This window comes from Sphingomonas sp. BLCC-B65 (assembly GCF_028550675.1).
GTDB lineage: Bacteria > Actinomycetota > Actinomycetes > Actinomycetales > Microbacteriaceae > Microbacterium.
In genome coordinates this window covers 835928-854511 of sequence record NZ_JAQQGL010000001.1, presented here as the reverse complement: position 1 = coordinate 854511, position 18584 = coordinate 835928, and the positions used below count along the sequence as shown (strand labels likewise).

The window sequence follows — 18584 nt, the reverse complement described above, 5'->3', positions numbered from 1 at the left end:
AGTCGGGCGCCGTCCACAGGATCTGCCTAGGCTGGCCCGCATGTCTCATTCCAGCCCGGCTCCCGCGACGTCGAACATCACGGTCCGGCGGGGGGATCCCCTGGTCGTCGTCACCGGTGTCGAGAAGCACTACGGCGCGTTTCACGCGCTCAAGAACATCGATCTGACCGTGAACCGCGGGGAGGTCGTCGTCGTCATCGGCCCATCCGGTTCGGGTAAATCCACGCTGTGTCGCACCATCAACCGTCTGGAGACGATCACCAGCGGCACCATCACCATCGATGGGAAGGAGCTGCCGAAGGAGGGCAAGGCGCTTGCCGCACTGCGGGCCGACGTGGGGATGGTCTTCCAGTCCTTCAATCTCTTCTCGCACCTGACGATCCTCGAGAACGTCACGCTCGGTCCCATCAAGGTCAAGAAGATGAAGAAGGCGGATGCCGAGGCCGAGGCGAAGATCCTGCTCGAGCGCGTCGGCGTCGGGCATCAGGCATCGAAGCTGCCGGGACAGCTCTCCGGCGGCCAGCAGCAGCGTGTCGCGATCGCCCGCGCGCTGGCGATGAAGCCCAAGGTCATGCTGTTCGACGAACCGACCAGTGCGCTCGACCCGGAGATGATCAACGAGGTTCTGGACGTCATGGTCGGTCTCGCTCAGGACGGTATGACGATGATCGTGGTCACACACGAGATGGGCTTCGCCCGAAAGGCCGCCGATCGCGTGGTCTTCATGGCCGGCGGACAGATCGTCGAGCAGGCCAGCCCCGACCAGTTCTTCACGGCGCCCACGAGCGATCGGGCGAAGGACTTCCTCTCCAAGCTGATCACGCACTGACGAAGACGTCCGCGCCCCGCACCGGCGCGGTCAACGAGAGATGGATACGAAACAGGAGGATCACATGCTGAAGAAGAAGAGAATCGCCGCCAGCGTCGCTGGGGTCGCGCTCGCCGCGCTCGCCCTCACCGCGTGCAACAGCGGCACGCCCGGTGCAGAGCCGGGCTCCACCGGCGGCGCGTCGGGTGCCGCGGACAATCCCTGGACGGTCGCCACCGACGTGACGCTCGACGGCAGCCCCACGTTCGAGAAGATCAAGAGTTCCGGCACCGTCACGGTGGGCGTCAAGGAGGATCAGCCCGGCCTCGGCTATCTGGATCCGGTGACCAACACGCGCAGCGGCTTCGACGTCGACATCGCGCGCTGGATCGCCGCCTCGCTGGGCGTTGCCGAGGACAAGATCCAGTTCCAGCCGATCGCCTCGGCCAACCGTGAGCAGGCCATCGTGAACGGGGACATCGACTACTACGTCGGCACGTACTCGATCACCGACAAGCGCAAGCAGCAGATCTCCTTCGCCGGCCCCTACTTCATCACCGGTCAGGGTCTGCTGGTCGCGGCCGACAACGACAAGATCACCGGAAAAGACGCGCTGACCGCAGAGGACACCGTCTGTTCGGCGACCGGGTCGACCTCGATCCAGCGGATCAAGGATGAGACGCCGGCCAAGACGAAGGAGTACGACACCTACTCGGCCTGCGTCGAGGACCTGAAGAACGGCCAGGTCGATGCCGTCACCACCGACGAAGCGATCCTCATCGGCTACGCGGCGCAGAGCCCCGACAAGCTCAAGGTGGTCGGCGAGCCTTTCAGTGAGGAGCGCTATGGCGTGGGTATCGCGAAGGGCGACACCGCGCTCCAGGCGTTCATCAACACGATGTTCACCGACGGTGGCACGACCTGGCAGGCCATCTTCGACAAGAACCTGGGCGCCTCCGGCGTGAAGGCGACGCAGCCCCCGGCCGACGCCGCGAGCTGAGGCATGCCGGCGGCAGCGACGAGTGCGCTGCCGCCGGCATCCGGTATCCAGACGACGACAACGAGAACGATGGAAGGCGGCGCGGTGGAGATCATCACCAACAACCTCGATCTCTGGGGTGAGGCGCTCAGAGGGACGATGGTGCTGTTCGTCGGAGGCGGCATCCTCGCACTGGTGCTCGGCTTCGTCGTGGGCGCCATGCGCGTCTCGCCGATTCCCGCAGCGCGGGCGGTGGGCGCGGTCTACGTCAACTGGATCCGCAACACCCCGCTCACCCTCGTCATGTTCTTCTTCGCGTTCTGCCTGCCGATCCTGCTGCGCGAGCGCATCGACGCGGTCCTGCTGGCCACGCTCGCCCTCGGGGTCTACACGGCGACCTACGTCGCCGAGACGCTGCGCTCGGGCATCAACACCGTTCCGGTGGGCCAGGCAGAGGCCGCGCGTGCACTCGGGCTCACGTTCGGTCAGGTGATGACCCTCGTCGTCTTGCCGCAGGCCACGCGCTCGGTCATCCCACCCATGATGAGCGTGCTCATCGCGCTGTTGAAGAACACGACCGTCGCCGCGGGCTTCTCGGTGCTCAACCTCGGCTCGGTCCGCAGCAACCTCAGCGAGCGCGGCGAGAACCAGCTCGTGACGCTGCTGTGGGTCATGGTCATCTTCGTCGCCCTCGTGCTGCTTCTCGCATGGCTGCAGCGGGCGATGGAGCGCAGATGGAAGGTCGCGCGATGAGCTCCGTCCTCTACGACGTCCCCGGACCGAAGGCGATCGTCCGCAACCGCGTTCTCGGTGTTCTGACGATCGTCGTGATCGCGGCGGCGGCGGGATGGGTGATCTGGCGCTTCGCCGCCACCGGTCAGTTCGCCGCCGAAAAATGGGAGATCTTCACCTACGCCACGATCTGGCAGCGTCTGCTCGACGGGGCCCTGGCCACGCTCGCCGCCTTCGCCGCCGCGGCGGTGGGTGCCCTCGTGCTGGGATTCGTCCTCGCGATCGGGCGCCTGTCGGATCGTGCCTGGGTGCGGATCCCGGTCGGCTGGGTCACCGAGGTTCTGCGCGCCGTCCCGGTGCTCGTGTTCATGATGCTGCTCTATTACGGCCTGCCCGTCGTCGGCATCCGGATGGAGCCCTACTGGGCGGTCGTGATCGCCCTCGTCGCGTACAACGGCTCGGTGCTCGCCGAGGTCATCCGTGCCGGCGTCGAGTCGCTGCCGCGCGGCCAGAGCGAGGCGGGTTACGCCATCGGTCTGCGCAAGGCCGGGCTGCTACGACTCGTGCTGCTGCCGCAGGCGATCCGGGCCATGATGCCCGTCATCGTCGCCCAGCTCGTCGTCACCCTCAAGGACACCGCGCTCGGCTTCATCATCACGTACCCGGAGCTGCTGTATGTCATCAAGCTGCTCGGCTCGAATGCGGTGTACAGCTCGCCCCTCATCCAAACGGCCATCATCGGCGGCACGATCTACGTCGCCATGTGCCTGGCGTTGAGCTACGTCGCGTACCGCATCGAGCAGCGTACGAAGCGTCGTCAACAGCAGCAAGCGGCGGAAGGCGGGGCGCTGCACCACCCGGTGGGGGCGACGACCGATACCCAGCTGATCGGTCTGCAGCAGTCGACCGATCGCTCCACGGGCAACGAGGGCGGCGGACCGACACGTCTGCCGCGCCGTCCGCGCTGATCGGCGGGCGACCAGCGCGGCAGGGATGGCTGTCCGCCCCCCGGTAGACTCCTCTCTTGTGTCTGACGCACCCGAGATCACTCCAGAGAACGTCGATGCCGCCGTCGTCGACGCGCTTTCAGCCATCGCCGCGGCAGGCTCGACGATCGAGGTGAAGGCCGCGCGCGCCGCTCACGCCGGCGAAGGCTCGCCCCTGGCGCGGCTGAACGCGCAGCTGCGGCATGTGCCGAACGATCAGAAGGCGGCCTTCGGCAAACTGGTGGGGCAGGCGCGCGCTCGTCTCACGCAGGCCCTCGCCGCCCGTGAGGAAGAGCTCGCCGCTGCGGAGTCCGCGGCCCAGCTCGAGTCCGAGCGCATCGACATCACCGCCGTCTCACCGCGGACGCGTGTCGGGGCTCGGCATCCGGTGTCCCTGCTGCAGGAGGAGATCGCCGACCTGTTCGTCGGCATGGGGTGGGAGATCGCCGAGGGCCCCGAGCTCGAGCACGAGTGGTACAACTTCGACGGCCTGAACTTCGACATCGATCACCCGGCACGCCAGCTGCAGGACACATTCTTCGTCGACCCGATCGCGCGACACCTGGTGCTTCGCACGCAGACCAGCCCGGTGCAGATGCGATCGATGCTCGAGCGCGACGTGCCGATCTACGTGCTCTCGCCCGGGCGCGTGTATCGCACCGACGAGTTCGATGCGACCCACCTGCCGGCCTTCCACCAGTTCGAAGGTCTCGTCGTCGACAAGGGCATCACGATGGCGAACTTGAAGGGCACGCTGGATCACGCGGCGAGGGTGCTGTTCGGCGCCGAGGCGAAGACGCGCTTTCGCACCAACTACTTCCCCTTCACCGAGCCGTCGGCAGAGCTGGATCTCTGGCACCCCACCTTCAAGGGCGGCCCGCGTTGGATCGAGTGGGGCGGATGCGGAATGGTCAACCCGAACGTGCTCCGCGCGGCCGGGATCGACCCCGAGGTCTACTCGGGGTTCGCGTTCGGAATGGGCATCGAGCGCACGCTGATGTTCCGCTCGGACGTGCAGGACATGCGGGACATGGCCGAAGGCGATGTCCGTTTCAGTGAGCAGTTCGGAATGGTGGTCTGATGCGCGTCCCTCTGTCGTGGCTGCGTGAGTACGTCGAGCTTCCCCAGGACGCCACGACCGACGATGTCTTCGCGGCGCTCGTGTCGGTCGGCTTCGAGGAGGAAGAGGCGATCGGCTTCGAGATCAGTGGACCGGTCGTCGTCGGCCAGGTGCTCTCCTTCGACGCCGAGCCGCAGTCCAACGGCAAGACGATCCGGTGGTGCCAGGTGGACGTCGGTGCGGCGAACGGCGGCGTCCGTGGCATTGTCTGCGGCGCGTCGAACTTCGTCGAGGGCGACAAAGTCGTCGTCTCGCTGCCCGGCGCCACCCTGCCGGGGCCCTTCCCCATCTCCGCGCGCAAGACCTACGGTCATGTCTCGGACGGCATGATCGCCTCCGCGCGCGAGCTCGGGCTGGGTGACGAGCACAACGGCATCCTGCGGCTCGTCGAACTGGGCCTGGACCCCGAGGTCGGCACCGACGCGATCGCTCTGCTGGGCCTCGACGACGTCGCCGTCGACATCAACGTCACTCCTGACCGTGGCTACGCCCTGTCGATCCGCGGGATCGCCCGCGAATACTCGCACGCGACCGGTGCCGCCTTCACCGACCCCGCCGCGCACGCGTGGGACGACGTGCAGCCCGGCTCGGGGTTCGCCGTCGTCGTGGACGACCGTCTGCCGCTGCGCGGACGCGTCGGAGCCAGCGAGTTCGTGGCCCGCGTGGTCCGCGGCGTCGATCCGACTCGGCCGACGCCGCCCTGGATGGTGGCGCGGTTGACCCTCGCCGGTATCCGCTCGCTCGGCATCCTGATCGACATCACGAACTACGTCATGCTCGAGCTCGGCAACCCCATCCACGGGTACGACCTCGACAGACTTCAGGGCGGCATCACGGTGCGCCGCGCGCACGAGGGCGAGAAGCTGACCACCCTCGACGGCAAGGAGCGCACGCTCAGCGCCGAGGACCTCCTCATCACCGACGACTCCGGCCCCATCGGTCTCGCCGGTGTGATGGGGGGCGGCACCACCGAGATGACGGATTCGACGCGCAATGTGCTCGTCGAAGCCGCGATCTTCGACCCGGTCACGATCGCCCGCACGGCACGCCGTCACAAGCTGCCGTCGGAGGCCTCGCGTCGTTTCGAACGCGGAGTGGACCCGCTCCTGCCGTTCGTGGCGGCCCGTCGCGTCGCCGACCTCATGGTCGAGCTCGCCGGCGGCACTCTCGACGCCGACCTCGGGGGTGCGCTGTTCGGCGAGGTCTTCGTGGGCGGCATCGAGCTGCCGCGCGCCTTCGTACCGCAGCTGATCGGCGTCGACTACACGGATGCCGAGATCACCGACGCCCTGGAGATGGTGGGCTGCGAGGTGCTGCCGGGCGACGAGCTCGATGGTGCGACGGACGGCTGGCACGTCATTCCCCCGACGTGGCGTCCTGACCTCACCGACAAATGGACGCTCGCCGAGGAGGTGGCCCGTATCCACGGGCTCGAGCGCATTCCGTCGGTGTTGCCCACGCCGCCCTCCGGCCGCGGCCTCACGTCGGTGCAGAAGGGGCGGCGCCGGGTGGCCAACGCGCTCGCCGCTGCCGGCTTCGTCGAGACGCCCTCGTTCCCGTTCTCCACGGCGGAGGCGAACGCCCTGCACGGGTCGGCGTCGGGGGAGCCCGTGGCATCGGTCAAGCTCGCGAACCCGCTCGACGGTCAGGCGCCGTACCTCCGCCGCTCCCTCGTGCCGGGGCTGCTGCAGGTCGCGCACCGCAACCAGGCGCGCGGCCTCGGCGACCTCGCCCTGTTCGAGACGGGACTCGTGTTCACCCCGGAAGAGGGCGTGACGTATGGAACCGACACCGTACCGCCGTTGGCGGTGCGCCCGGACGACGAGACGATCGCCGCGTTGAACGCCGCCCTGCCGCCGCAGCCCCGCCACGTCGCGGTGCTGCTGACGGGTGACATGGTCGCCAAGCAGCCCGGTCATGCTCCGATCCCGGTCGACCTCTCGGACGTCCTCGGCGCGGTCCAGACCATCGCCGCCGGAGCGGGAGTGCGCATCGAGGTCGCCCAGGGGCAGCGCGCCGCGCTGCATCCCGGCCGCGCGGGAGTGCTGACGGTCGCCGGTGACGAGGTGGGCTACGTGGGCCAGGTGCTGCCGCAGGTGGCCGCCGACGCGGACCTGCACGGGGAGGTCTACGTCGCCGAGCTCGATCTCGACCGCGTGCTGCGCCGTGCCGGTGCCCCCGACGTGGCGCCATCGCTGTCGGGGTACCCGGCGGCGACCCAGGACGTGTCGCTGGTCGTCGGCGAAGACGTGGTCGCGGGCGACGTCGAGTCGGCGTTGCGCGAGGGTGCGGGCACACTGCTGGAGGCGGTCCGACTCGTCGACGACTACCGCGGAACGGGCCTCGTCGAAGGTACGAAGAGCCTCACCTTCGCTTTGCGCTTCCGCGCGCCGGATCGCACGCTCACGGCCGCCGAGGCCACCGACGCGAAGCTCGCCGGAGTGGCCGTCGCCGCGGAGCGCTACGCGGCGAGCATTCGCGAGTAGCCGGGGGTTCGCGGTTCGTTCACCGTGACCCCCAATGCCAGGCGGGTACCTCCATGAACCCCTGCCCGACCACGGCCGTGCCGTTCTGATCCTTGCGGAGCTCGACGCGCGCTGCGGCGGGCAGCGCCTCGACCAACTCTCGCGCGTGCGAGACGACGAGCACCTGCGTGTGCGCGGCGGCGCGCTGGATCAATCGGGCCAGCGGCGTCAGCAGTGACACGTGCAGACTCGCCTCGGGCTCGTTGAGCACCAGCAGCGGGGCGGGCCGCGCCGGGAGCAGGGCCGCGCACAGCAAGAGGTAGCGCAGCGTCCCGTCCGACAGCTCGGCGGCATCCAGCGGACGCAGCAAGCCGTTCTGGTGCAGGACGAGGCGAAACAGGCCCTCGCTCGACTCGATCTCGACGCGAGAGCCCGGAAAGGCGTCACGGACGGCGCGTTGCAGGGCATCGCCGTGGCCGGCATCCACGATCGTCGCCCACGTGGCTGCCAGGGTTGCCCCGTCGTGCGACAGCGTCGGAGTCCGGGTGCCGACCTGCGGTCGGCGGGCCGGGGCCTGCGCATCCACGCGGAAATGGTCGTAGAAGCGCCATCCGCTCATCGTGCGCCGCAGCGCCAGCAGTTCGGGCGCCGTGTCACCGTCGGCAAGATCGGTCACGATGCTCTCGTAGGGCGCGAGGCGCTGGTCGAGGTCGGTCCATCGACCGTCGCGCACGCGGGTCGCCTGCCGTCGCCGGTCGATCAGCAGCGCTGCGGGCTTCGCCACAGGGCCGGCGAAGACCTGCTCGCGCTTGATCTCGGGGTCACGGGCGAACGGGTTGGCGACGGAGGGGTCCGATTGCGGGATGCCGAGGTCGATGAGGTAGCCGAGTTCGTCCGAGGAGAAGCCCAGCATCAGGGCGATCGGTCCGCGGCGCACCGTGCCTTGGGTGCCGCCGTTCTCCGGACCCGCCCAGAGCACGGACGACAACCCGCCTTCGCGCGCCACGGCGCCGACGACCTCGCCGCGCGCCGAGGCTGCGAGAAGACGCAGAGCGCGGTAGAGGTTGGACTTGCCCGACCCGTTGGGGCCGGTGACCACGGTGAGCCCGCCCAGAGGCACCACGACATCCCGGAGAGAGCGATAGCCGGCGACGGCGAGGGTCTGCAGCATGCGGTCATGGTGCCAGAGCCTTCCGACACCCCGCAGAGGTCGGGCTAGGCTCGGTGGGGATGACTGATACGCAGATGGTCCCCGCCCTGCAGCTCGCAGGCCTCGTGAAGCGCTTCGGAGACAAGACCGCGGTCGGCGGCGTCGACCTGAACGTTCCCGCCGGTTCGTTCTACGGGCTGGTCGGTCCCAACGGGGCCGGAAAGACGACGACACTGTCGATGGCCACCGGCCTGTTGCGACCCGACGCCGGCGGCGCCTGGGTGCACGGCGTCGACGTGTGGGCCGACCCCGTGCGCGCCAAAGCCCTCATCGGCAACCTCGCTGACGGCGTTCGTCTGTTCGATCGACTCACGGGCGAGCAGCTCATCACCTACACGGCGATGATGTTCTCGGTGCCGCGCGATCAGATCGCGCCCCGCGTGGCCGACCTGATCGCTCTGATGGACCTCGGCGAGGCCGCCGGAACGATCGTCGCCGACTACTCCGCGGGCATGACGAAGAAGGTCGCGCTTGCGTGCGCACTGGTGCACGCGCCGCGTCTCCTGGTGCTCGACGAGCCGTTCGAATCGGTCGACCCGGTCTCGGCGGCCAACATCGAGGACGTCCTGCGCTCCTACACGTCCTCGGGCGGCACGATCATCATCTCCAGCCACTCGATGGACCTCGTGCAGCGTATGTGCGACCACGTCGCCGTCATCGCGGCCGGTCGTGTCCTGGCCGCCGGAACGGTCGACGAGGTGCGCGCGGGTGAGAGCCTGCAGGACCGTTTCCTCTCGCTCGTGGGAGGTCGCCACACGTCGGAAGGACCGCAGTGGTTGCGACAGTCCTGAGGCTGAGGTACCGCATCCTCGGCAACACCCTCGCGCGTCGCCCCTGGCAGCTGGTCGGCTTCTGCTTCGGCATTCTCTGGGCGCTCGGCATCCTCACGTCCGTGGTCGCGGGCCTCGTCGCCGTCGCGGTGTTCCAGAGTCTGGACGGCGCGCGCGCCGTCGCCATCATCGGCGGGTCTGCACTGCTGCTGGGCTGGGTGCTGGGCCCCGTGCTCGTCACGGGCATGGACACGACGGTGGATGCCGACAAGCTCGCTCCGTTCCCGCTCAGCACGCGGCAGATCATGCTGGCCCTCACCGCCACCGGTCTCACCGGCATTCCCGGCATCGCCACGTCGGTCGCGGCGCTCGCGACGCTCGCACTCTGGTTCCGTTGGCCGCTCGCCGCGGGCACCGCGCTTGTGTGCGTCGCTCTGGCGGTGCTGACGTGCGTCGTGGCATCGCGGCTCGTGTCTGCGCTCTCACGCGGGGTGGGGGGAAACCGACGCGGGCGCGAGTTCATCGGCACGATCGTGCTCGTCCTGCTGATCATGGCAGGTCCCATCGTGACCGGCACGCTCGCCCTGACCTCGACGGCCGGCGTCCGCGAGCGCATCCCGCAGATCGCGGGCGTGCTCGGATGGACGCCGATCGGCGCCGCGTGGGCCGTTCCCGCTGACGTCGCGGCCGGGCAGTGGGCGGCTGCGGCCGCGCGTCTGCTCATTGCGGTGGCGACCCTCGGCGTGCTGTGGCTGCTGTGGGCCCGCGCGCTTCGCGGTGCCGTGACCGCGCCCCGGCAGCGAACCGCCAAGGTCGCCCGCTCGGGAGCGCTCGGGCTGTTCGGGCGCATGCCGACCGGGGGCGTCGGAGCGACGTGGGCGCGGTCGCTGACGGCCTGGCTGCGCGACCCGCGATACCTGCGACAGCTCTTGATCGTGCCGCTGTTCCCGCTGCTGTTCGCGTTCACGGGCGGCATCGACGGCTTCATGTTCTCCGGCTCCGCGGTGCTCGTAGCCCTGGTGCTGTGCCTCGCCGGCTACACGGACGTCTCCTACGACGGCACGGCTTTCGCGTCGGTGCTCGCAACCGGCATCCGCGGGCGCGACGATCGTCTCGGCCGCATGCTCGGGGCGGCGAGCATCGGCATCCCGCTCGTCGTCCTGCTGGCGGTGGTCACGACGGCGGTGAGCGGGCGTCTCGCGCACCTGCCCGGCATCCTCGGGGCCTCGCTCGGTCTGGTCCTCGGCGGGTACGGCGTCTCGGCGGTGTCGTCCGCGCTGCTCGTGACGCCGGTCGCCGCGCCGGGCGACAGCCCGTTCAAGAGCGTGCCCGGCCAGACGTTCCTGACCGGCCTGCTCGTGTTCGTCGTGATGGGCGCCTGCCTCGTCATCGGAGCGCCGGCCATCGCGTTCGCTGTCGCGGGCTTCATCACGGGTGCGGCGGTCTGGGGATGGGTGGCGCTCGTGGTCGGCATCGTCGTCGGCGGCGGTGCCGCCGCCCTGGGGGTGTGGCTCGGCGGACGGACGCTGGATCGCACCGGTCCTGACCTTCTCCAGCGCATCAAGGCTTTCCCGACGACATGACCGATGTTCTGATCCTCGGCGGGACCGGATGGCTGTCCGGGCGCATCGCGGAGCGCTGGCGGGATGCCGGTGCCGCCGTGACCGTCCTCGCCCGCGGCGGCCGCGACGCACCGGCTGGCACCCGGCTGGTCGTCGCCGATCGGGAGCGCGACGATGCCTACACCGCCGTCGCGGATCGCGAGTGGGACGAGGTCGTCGACATCTCCTCCACCGCCGACCACGTGCGTGCCGCGACCGCCGTGCTCGCGGAGCGGACGCGGCACTGGACGTACGTGTCGAGCGTCTCCGCCTATGCGACAGACGACGTGGCGGGCGCCGACGAGTCCGCCGCCCTCGCCGTCGCCGCAGAGCCCGGCGACCCGTACGACTACCGGCGCGAGAAGGCCGCCGCCGAGGAGGCCGTGACAGCCGCCCTCGGCCGCCGTGCGGCCGTGGTGCGCCCGGGTCTGATCGTCGGCCCGGGTGACCCCACCGATCGCTTCGGCTACTGGGTCGCCCGCCTCGCCGCCGCGGCGGCCGAGCCCGTGCTGATTCCCGACGCACCCGGCGCGCGGGTGCAGGTGATCGACGTCGACGACCTGGCCGACTTCGTGGTCGAGGTGGGCGCGGCGCGCTTCACCGGTGCCGTCAATGCCGTCGGCGACAGTCTTCCGCTGGAGGCGGTGCTCGCCATCGCTCGCAGCGTCGCCGGTCACACCGGCCGCCTCGTCGGGGCCTCCGCGCCGTGGCTCGTCGCGCACGGCGTGGGGTACTGGGCGGGGGAGCGATCGCTGCCGCTGTGGCTGCCCGACGATGTGCCCGGCTTCGCGACTCGCGCCAATGGCACCTATCGCATTCTCGGCGGACGCCACAGGCCGCTGGAGGACGTGCTGCGGCGCGTGCTCGCCGATGAGCGCGAACGGGGACTGGACCGTCCCCGCTCCGCCGGGCTCACGCGCGCCGACGAGCGCGAGCTTCTCGATGCCCTTGCGCAGTGACGGCATCGATTTGCGGGGACGACGCGCCGCGCGATAGCGTCTCCGCATGCACGCCGCCGCTCCCGTCACCGTTGCCACGGTGCTGCGCGCGCGCCGACGTCAGGACGGCCGCCGACTCTAGGCGACCCCGCGAGCTCCCTGTCGTCGTGACGGGTCGAGTCGCCGGTGTCGCCGCTTCGAGCCCACCGTTTGCCGACTCACGTCACAATAAGGTTGAACAATGACCCTTTCGGTCGCCGTCTCCGGCGCTTCCGGCTATGCCGGCGGCGAGATCCTGCGCCTCCTCGCCGCCCATCCCGACGTCCACATCCGCACCGTCACCGCGCACAGCAACGCCGGCGATGCGCTCATCCAGCATCAGCCCCACCTGCGTTCGCTGGCCGACCTCACCCTGCAGCCGACGACGCCCGAGGTGCTCGCGGGCCACGACGTGGTCTTCCTCGCGCTCCCGCACGGCCAGTCCGGTCAGTACACCGACGCGCTCGCAGACACGCCCCTGGTCATCGACGCCGGTGCCGACCACCGTCTGACCTCGCCGACGGCGTGGGACGCGTTCTACGGCGGCGCCTTCCACGAGCCGTGGACCTACGGTGTGCCGGAGCTGATCGTCGGCGCCGGCGGGCAGAAGCAGCGTGAGCACCTCGTCGGCGCCTCCCGCATCGCCGCCCCGGGTTGCAACGCCTCCACGGTGGCGCTGAGCCTCGTCCCCGGCGTCGCGGCCGGCGTCATCGACGCTCGCGACATCGTCAGCGTGCTGGCCGTGGGGCCCTCCGGGGCGGGTAAGAGCCTGAAGACGAACCTTCTCGCATCCGAGATCCTCGGCACCGCGAACCCGTATGCCGTCGGCGGAACGCACCGCCACATTCCCGAGATCCAGCAGGCGCTCAGGGCGGCCGGCGCTTCCGAGGCCCGCATCTCGTTCACGCCCGTGCTGGTGCCGATGGCTCGCGGCATCCTGGCCACGTCCACCGCGCCGATCGCGGACGGCGTGACGGATGCCGAGATCCGTTCGGCCTGGGAGAGTGCGTACGGCGGCGAGACGTTCGTTCACCTGCTGCCCGAGGGGCAGTTCCCTCGCACGGCGGACGTTCTGGGCGCCAACACCGCCCTCGTCGGACTCGCGGTCGACCGCGCCGCGAACCGCGTCGTCGTCGTGACGGCCGTCGACAACCTCGTCAAGGGCACCGCCGGTGCCGCCATCCAGTCGATGAACATCGCCCTGGGCCTTCCGGAGGCCACGGGCCTGACCGTGAACGGAGTGGCACCGTGAGCGTCACCGCCCCTGCAGGATTCGCCGCCGCCGGCGTCGTGGCCGGTCTCAAATCGACCGGCAGGCCCGACGTCGCCGTCGTCGTCAACCGCGGCCCGCTGAAGGTCGGAGCCGCCGTGTTCACCAGCAATCGTGCCAAGGCCAACCCGATCCTGTGGTCGCAGCAGGCCATTCAGGACGGCACTGTCGAGGCGATCGTGCTCAACTCGGGCGGTGCCAACTGCTTCACCGGGGCGTTCGGCTTCCAGACCACTCATCAGACGGCGGAGAAGGCCGCCGAGCTGCTGAGCATCAGCCCCGGCGACGTGCTCGTGTGCTCCACCGGGCTCATCGGCACGGGCGACGAGGTCTTCCGCGGCAAGGTCCTTGCCGGTACCGAGGCGGCGATCTCCGCCCTCTCGGACGACGGCGGCGACCACGCGGCGCGCGCCATCATGACGACCGACACCGTACCCAAGACCGCTGTCTTCGCCGGTGACGGGTGGACCATCGGGGCGATGGCCAAGGGTGCGGGGATGCTCGCTCCGGGCCTTGCCACGATGCTCGTGGTCATCACGACCGACGCGGTGCTGTCGGCCGACGAGGCCGATGCGCATCTGCGCGCCGCCACCCGGGTGAGCTTCGACCGACTCGACTCCGACGGCTGCATGTCGACCAACGATCAGGTGACGCTGATGGTCAGTGGCGCGAGCGGCGTGACGCCCGACGCGGACGCGTTCCGTGCGGCTCTCGTCGAGGTGTGCACGAGTCTCGCTCGGCAGCTGCAGGCCGACGCCGAGGGCGCCAGTCACGACATCACCATCCGCGTCGTGGGCGCGGCATCCGAAGACGACGCCGTCGAGGTGGGCCGCTCGGTCGCACGCAACAACCTCTTCAAGGCCGCGATCTTCGGCAACGACCCCAACTGGGGCCGGGTTCTGGCGGCGATCGGCACGACGCAGGCGGCCTTCGACCCGTACGCCGTGGACGTGAGCTTCAACGGGGTGCGGCTGTGCAGCGCCGGCGCCCCCGACCGTCCCCGCGAGGAGGTCGACCTCACGCCGCGCGCGACGGACGTGCTCATCGACCTCAAGGAGGGCGACGCGGCGGCGACGATCTTCACGAACGATCTGACGCACGACTACGTCCACGAGAACAGCGCGTACAGCTCATGACCGAGAAGATCCAGCACACCACCCCCGAAGAGGCCGCCGAGAAGGCCGCCGTTCTCATCGAGTCCCTGCCGTGGCTGCAGCGCTTCCGCGACCAGATCATCGTCATCAAGTACGGCGGCAACGCGATGGTGTCCGAAGAGCTGCAGGACGCGTTCGCGCAGGACATCGCCTATCTTCGGTTCGTCGGCGTGAAGCCGGTCGTCGTGCACGGCGGCGGCCCGCAGATCTCGCAGATGCTCGATCGGCTCGCCATCCCCAGCGAGTTCAAGGGCGGATACCGGGTGACCTCCACCGAGGCGATCAGCGTCGTTCGGATGGTGCTCACCGGCCAGGTGAATCCGCAGCTGGTCGGGCGCATCAACGCGTTCGGCCCCTTCGCCGTCGGTGTGTCGGGCGAGGACGCCGGGCTCTTCCAGGGCCGGCGGCGGGGTGTGGTGATCGACGGGACCGAGCACGACCTCGGCGCCGTCGGCGATGTGGTCCGTGTCGACCCGCAGCCGGTGGTCGACCAGCTCGCCGCCGGTCGCATCCCGGTGGTCTCGTCGATCGCGCCCGACCTGGACAACCCCGGGCAGTCGCTGAACGTCAACGCGGATGCGGCGGCGGCGGCTCTGGCCATCGCGCTGGGCGCGGCGAAGCTCGTCGTTCTCACCGATGTCGCGGGCTTGTACGCCGACTGGCCGAACCGCGACTCGTTGGTCTCGCATCTGACCGCCGACGAGCTGCGCGCGATGCTGCCGCGGCTGGAGTCGGGCATGATCCCGAAGATGCAGGCGTGCCTCGACGCCGTCGACGGCGGCGTCGACACGGCGGCGATCATCGACGGACGCCAGCCCCATTCGGTGCTGGTCGAGGTCTTCACGGAACAGGGAATCGGAACAGAGGTGGTGGCGCGGTGAGCGGCGTACAGGAGCAGACGACGGCAGCGACGATGTGGCAGGAGGACGCCGGGCGCGACCTCGTCCGCAACGCCGGCGACCGGATGGCTCTGTTCGTCCGCGGCGAGGGGTCGTCGCTGTGGGACGCGGACGGACGCCGCTACCTCGATTTCCTCGGCGGCATCGCCGTCACCTCCCTCGGTCACGCTCACCCCGTCTTCGTGGAGGCCGTGTCGCGCCAGGCCGCGACGCTGTCGCACGTGTCGAACTTCTTCGCGACGCCGCCGCAGCTGGCACTGGCAGCCGAGCTCAAGCGCCTCACGGGCGCGGGCGACGCCGGACGCGTCTACTTCGCCAACTCGGGAGCCGAGGCGAACGAGGCCGCGTTCAAGCTCGCGCGCCTGCACGGAGCGGCGACGGATGCGCGTGCCGCGCGCCCCCGCATCCTGGCGCTGAAGGACGCGTTCCACGGGCGCACGATGGGCACGCTCGCCCTCACCGGCAAACCGTACATGCAGGCACCGTTCCTGCCGATGGTCCCGGGCGTCGAGTTCCTCGACTCCACCGTGGAGGCGCTCGAGGCCGCGATCGGCGACGACGTGGCGGCCCTGTTCGTCGAGCCGATCAAGGGTGAGGCCGGTGTCGTGCCGCTGCCGGAGGGGTACCTCGCGGCAGCGCGTGAGATCACCGCGCGTCACGGTGCGCTGCTGATCGTCGATGAGATCCAGACGGGTGCGGGTCGAACCGGCGCCTGGTTCGCCTTCCAGCACGAGGGGATCACGCCCGACGCGATCACGGTCGCCAAGGGCATCGGCGGCGGCTTCCCGATCGGCGCGCTCATCACGTTCGGCGCCGCCAGCGACCTCTTCTACCCGGGCACCCACGGGTCGACCTTCGGGGGCAATCCGCTTGCGACGGCGACCTCCCTGGCCGTGCTCGGCGAGATCGATCGCGCGGGGCTCGTCGCCAACGCCGCCGTCCGCGGCGAGCAGCTGCGTGCCGCGATCGATCAGATCGACTCGGTGCTGATCGACGGATGCCGCGGGCGCGGTCTGCTGCTGGGCGTCGCGCTGCGGCATCCCGTCGCCGGTGCCGTCGTGGCCGCCGCGCAGCAGCACGGTCTCATCGTCAACGCCGCCAATGACAGCACGATCCGCATCGCGCCCGCGCTGACGATCGGCGACGTCGAGATCGACGAGTTCATCGACCTGTTCACCCGTTCCCTCGCGACCGTCGCCGACGCCCTCGTGCTCGATGCGTCCGACACCCACCCCTCGACCCCGGAGGCCTCCGCATGACCCGCCATCTGCTCCGCGACGACGACCTCAGCCCGGCCGAGCAGGCCGAGATCCTCGATCTCGCGGTCTCGCTCAAGAAGGACCGCTGGAAGCTGAAGCCCCTCGAAGGCCCGCAGACCGTGGCGGTGATCTTCGACAAGAGCTCGACCCGCACGCGCGTGTCGTTCGCGGTGGGTATCGCCGATCTCGGCGGCTCGCCCCTGGTGATCTCGACGGCGAACAGCCAGCTCGGCGGCAAGGAGACCCCCTCCGACACCGCGCGCGTTCTGGAGCGGCAGGTCGCGGCGATCGTCTGGCGCACCTACGCGCAGGCGGGGCTCGAGGAGATGGCGCGCGGCACGACCGTGCCGGTGATCAACGCGCTCAGCGACGACTTCCACCCCTGCCAGCTGCTCGCCGATCTGCTCACCATCCGCGAACACAAGGGTGAGCTGAAGGGGCTGACCCTCACGTTCTTCGGCGACGGCACCTCGAACATGGGCCACTCCTACGTGCTGGCCGGCGTGACGGCGGGGATGCACGTGCGCGTCGCCTCGCCCGCCGCCTACGCTCCTCGCGCCGATGTCGTCGCCGACGCCGAGCGGATCGCTGCGACCACAGGAGGCTCGGTCACGCTCTTCACCGATCCCGCCGCGGCCGCCGCCGGCTCCGACGTCATCGTCACCGACACCTGGGTGTCGATGGGCAAGGAGGAGGAGAAGATCCAGCGCGTGCACGACCTCGGCGGGTACAAGGTCACGCAGGCGACGATGGAGCTCGCCGATCCGGACGCGATCTTCATCCACTGCCTGCCCGCCGACCGGGGATACGAGGTGGATGCCGAGGTCATCGACGGACCGCAGAGCGTGGTCTGGGATGAGGCGGAGAACCGACTCCACGCCCAGAAGGCTCTTCTGGTCTGGCTGCTGCGTCAGCAGTGACCCGGATGCGGACGGCGGGACGACGATGACGGCCCTCCGTCCGCTCCGAGCGCGCACGCTGGATGACGCGGGCCGGCTCGCCGGCGTCGATCTCGCGCGGGGCCTGGCCGTCTTCGGGATGTTCGCCGCGCACCTGCTGGTGACCCCGCACTTCGATGCGGCGCAGCCTGCGACCTGGGTCGATCTCGTCAACGGGCGGTCTTCGATCCTGTTCGCGACGCTCGCGGGGGTCTCGATCGCTCTGATGAGCGGCGCGCGGGCGAGCGCGGGCAGCAGCCCCGCGTCGGGCCGGACGCTCGTCGTCGCGCGGCGCCGACTGGTCGTGCGTGCGGTGATCATCTGGGGCATCGGGATGCTGCTGAACGCGACGGGCGTGCCGGTCTACGTGATCCTGCCGGCGTACGGCATTCTCTTCCTCCTCGCGGTGCCGCTGCTGCGCCTGTCGGCATCCACCCTCTGGGTGCTCGCTGCCGTCGTCGGTGTCGGCGCGCCGTGGCTGCTGCCGCTCGCAGATCGGGTTCTCGTGGCCGCCGGGCCCGTCGGCGGCGATCTCGTTCTGCTGCTGGGCTGGCACTACCCCTTCCTGCTGTGGGCGGCCTTCCTGATCGCGGGCCTGGCAGCCGCACGCTCCGACCTGCGCTCCCCGCGCACTCTCGTCGCGCTGGCCGTCGGTGGTGCGGCGTGCGCGATCGCGGCGGCCGCGGCATCCACGGTCATCGACGTCGACGAGGATTCCTTCCTCGGACGTGTGCTGGCCGACGGCGCCCACTCCGGTGGCATGCTCGAGGCGGTCGGGTCGGGCGGCTTCGCGCTCGCCGTCGTCGGCCTGTGTCTGCTGATCTGCCGCACGCCCGCGCGCATCGTGCTGCTGCCGGTGCGCGCGGTGGGGTCGATGCCGCTGACCGCATACGTCGGCCAGATCGCGGCGTGGGCCGTGTGGGCGTCGTTCGCTCTGGGCGACGTCGGAGATCTGTCGGGCTTCCGCGCCCTGCAGCCGTTCTGGCCGTTCGTCGCGGCGACGCTCGTGTTCTGCACCGTGTGGGCGCTCCTCCTCGGCCGTGGTCCCCTCGAGCGCGCCGTGGCGTACGCCACGCGCGTCGTCATCCCCGGCTGAGCTGCTCAGCGGCGGCGGGAGCAGCGTCGCGCCGCGGCGCAGCAGTCGCAGCGGTAGTGGCAGCTCCCAGATCACCGCCGCCGTCACGTGGGTGAACAGGATGCCGGGGACCGCTCGTGTCGCATCCGCTTGCGCGGCGCGCTGGATCGTCAGACGCAGACGGGCGTCTTCGTTCACCGCCGGCGGCCGCGATCGCACGCCGCGGAAGGGTGTGGCCAGGTCGCGCGCGCGAAGCCGGCGCGGTGACACCCCGGCATCCAGCGCCTGCGCGACACCGGATCTGTGCACACCTGGCGTGCAGCGGAGCGTCGGTGCGGCGC

16 protein-coding genes are annotated in these 18584 nt (G+C 70.1%); 15 read left to right on the top strand and 1 reads right to left on the bottom strand.

What is annotated here, in order from left to right:
• Positions 1-100 precede the first annotated feature (100 nt).
• The 6 genes from PP359_RS04200 (at position 101) to pheT (ending at position 7111) form a co-directional block, all read left to right on the top strand.
• Positions 101-829: an amino acid ABC transporter ATP-binding protein gene (locus PP359_RS04200; protein WP_499250810.1), complete on the top strand. Its 729-nt coding sequence runs from the start codon at positions 101-103 to the stop codon at positions 827-829.
• Between the two features lie 64 nt (positions 830-893).
• Entirely contained in the window at positions 894-1808 is a 915-nt protein-coding gene (locus PP359_RS04195; RefSeq protein ID WP_499249956.1) for a glutamate ABC transporter substrate-binding protein, read from the top strand.
• A gap of 84 nt (positions 1809-1892) precedes the next feature.
• The gene (locus tag PP359_RS04190) at positions 1893-2540 is read left to right on the top strand and encodes an amino acid ABC transporter permease (protein ID WP_036317774.1); all 648 of its coding nucleotides are present in this window, start codon (positions 1893-1895) and stop codon (positions 2538-2540) included.
• Complete coding sequence (locus PP359_RS04185; protein WP_499249955.1) at positions 2537-3487, top strand: amino acid ABC transporter permease; 951 nt, start codon at positions 2537-2539, stop codon at positions 3485-3487. The genes PP359_RS04190 and PP359_RS04185 overlap by 4 nt, the downstream gene beginning before the upstream one ends.
• A 58-nt stretch (positions 3488-3545) precedes the next feature.
• Complete coding sequence (gene pheS / locus PP359_RS04180; RefSeq protein ID WP_499249954.1) at positions 3546-4586, top strand: phenylalanine--tRNA ligase subunit alpha; 1041 nt, start codon at positions 3546-3548, stop codon at positions 4584-4586.
• On the top strand, positions 4586-7111 hold the full coding sequence (gene pheT, locus PP359_RS04175; protein WP_499249953.1) for a phenylalanine--tRNA ligase subunit beta: 2526 nt from the start codon (positions 4586-4588) through the stop codon (positions 7109-7111). The genes pheS and pheT overlap by 1 nt, the downstream gene beginning before the upstream one ends.
• A 19-nt stretch (positions 7112-7130) precedes the next feature.
• Here the strand turns inward: pheT and PP359_RS04170 are convergent, their stop codons facing one another.
• Positions 7131-8261 carry an AAA family ATPase gene (locus PP359_RS04170; RefSeq protein ID WP_295818498.1) on the bottom strand — a complete coding sequence of 377 codons (1131 nt, stop codon included), beginning with the start codon at positions 8259-8261 and terminating at the stop codon, positions 7131-7133.
• Between the two features lie 59 nt (positions 8262-8320).
• Here PP359_RS04170 and PP359_RS04165 point away from each other — a divergent pair, with 59 nt between their 5' ends.
• The 9 genes from PP359_RS04165 to PP359_RS04125 all read left to right on the top strand — a co-directional run bounded on the left by PP359_RS04165 (position 8321) and on the right by PP359_RS04125 (position 18264).
• Entirely contained in the window at positions 8321-9091 is a 771-nt protein-coding gene (locus PP359_RS04165; protein ID WP_112932747.1) for an ABC transporter ATP-binding protein, read from the top strand.
• Positions 9073-10653: a hypothetical protein gene (locus PP359_RS04160; protein WP_499249952.1), complete on the top strand. Its 1581-nt coding sequence runs from the start codon at positions 9073-9075 to the stop codon at positions 10651-10653. The genes PP359_RS04165 and PP359_RS04160 overlap by 19 nt, the downstream gene beginning before the upstream one ends.
• Entirely contained in the window at positions 10650-11630 is a 981-nt protein-coding gene (locus PP359_RS04155; protein ID WP_499249951.1) for an NAD-dependent epimerase/dehydratase family protein, read from the top strand. Before PP359_RS04160 ends, PP359_RS04155 begins: the two co-directional genes overlap by 4 nt.
• Positions 11631-11850: 220 nt before the next feature.
• Positions 11851-12900, top strand: coding sequence for an N-acetyl-gamma-glutamyl-phosphate reductase (gene argC, locus PP359_RS04150; RefSeq protein ID WP_499249950.1), 1050 nt, complete (start codon positions 11851-11853; stop codon positions 12898-12900).
• Positions 12897-14054, top strand: coding sequence for a bifunctional glutamate N-acetyltransferase/amino-acid acetyltransferase ArgJ (gene argJ, locus PP359_RS04145; RefSeq protein WP_036287164.1), 1158 nt, complete (start codon positions 12897-12899; stop codon positions 14052-14054). The genes argC and argJ overlap by 4 nt, the downstream gene beginning before the upstream one ends.
• Complete coding sequence (argB, locus tag PP359_RS04140; protein WP_499249949.1) at positions 14051-14953, top strand: acetylglutamate kinase; 903 nt, start codon at positions 14051-14053, stop codon at positions 14951-14953. Before argJ ends, argB begins: the two co-directional genes overlap by 4 nt.
• Entirely contained in the window at positions 14950-16230 is a 1281-nt protein-coding gene (locus PP359_RS04135) for an acetylornithine transaminase (protein WP_275574460.1), read from the top strand. The genes argB and PP359_RS04135 overlap by 4 nt, the downstream gene beginning before the upstream one ends.
• Entirely contained in the window at positions 16227-17150 is a 924-nt protein-coding gene (gene argF, locus PP359_RS04130; RefSeq protein WP_036317792.1) for an ornithine carbamoyltransferase, read from the top strand. Before PP359_RS04135 ends, argF begins: the two co-directional genes overlap by 4 nt.
• 25 nt (positions 17151-17175) lie before the next feature.
• The gene (locus tag PP359_RS04125) at positions 17176-18264 is read left to right on the top strand and encodes a DUF418 domain-containing protein (protein WP_135948323.1); all 1089 of its coding nucleotides are present in this window, start codon (positions 17176-17178) and stop codon (positions 18262-18264) included.
• Positions 18265-18584 lie beyond the last annotated feature (320 nt).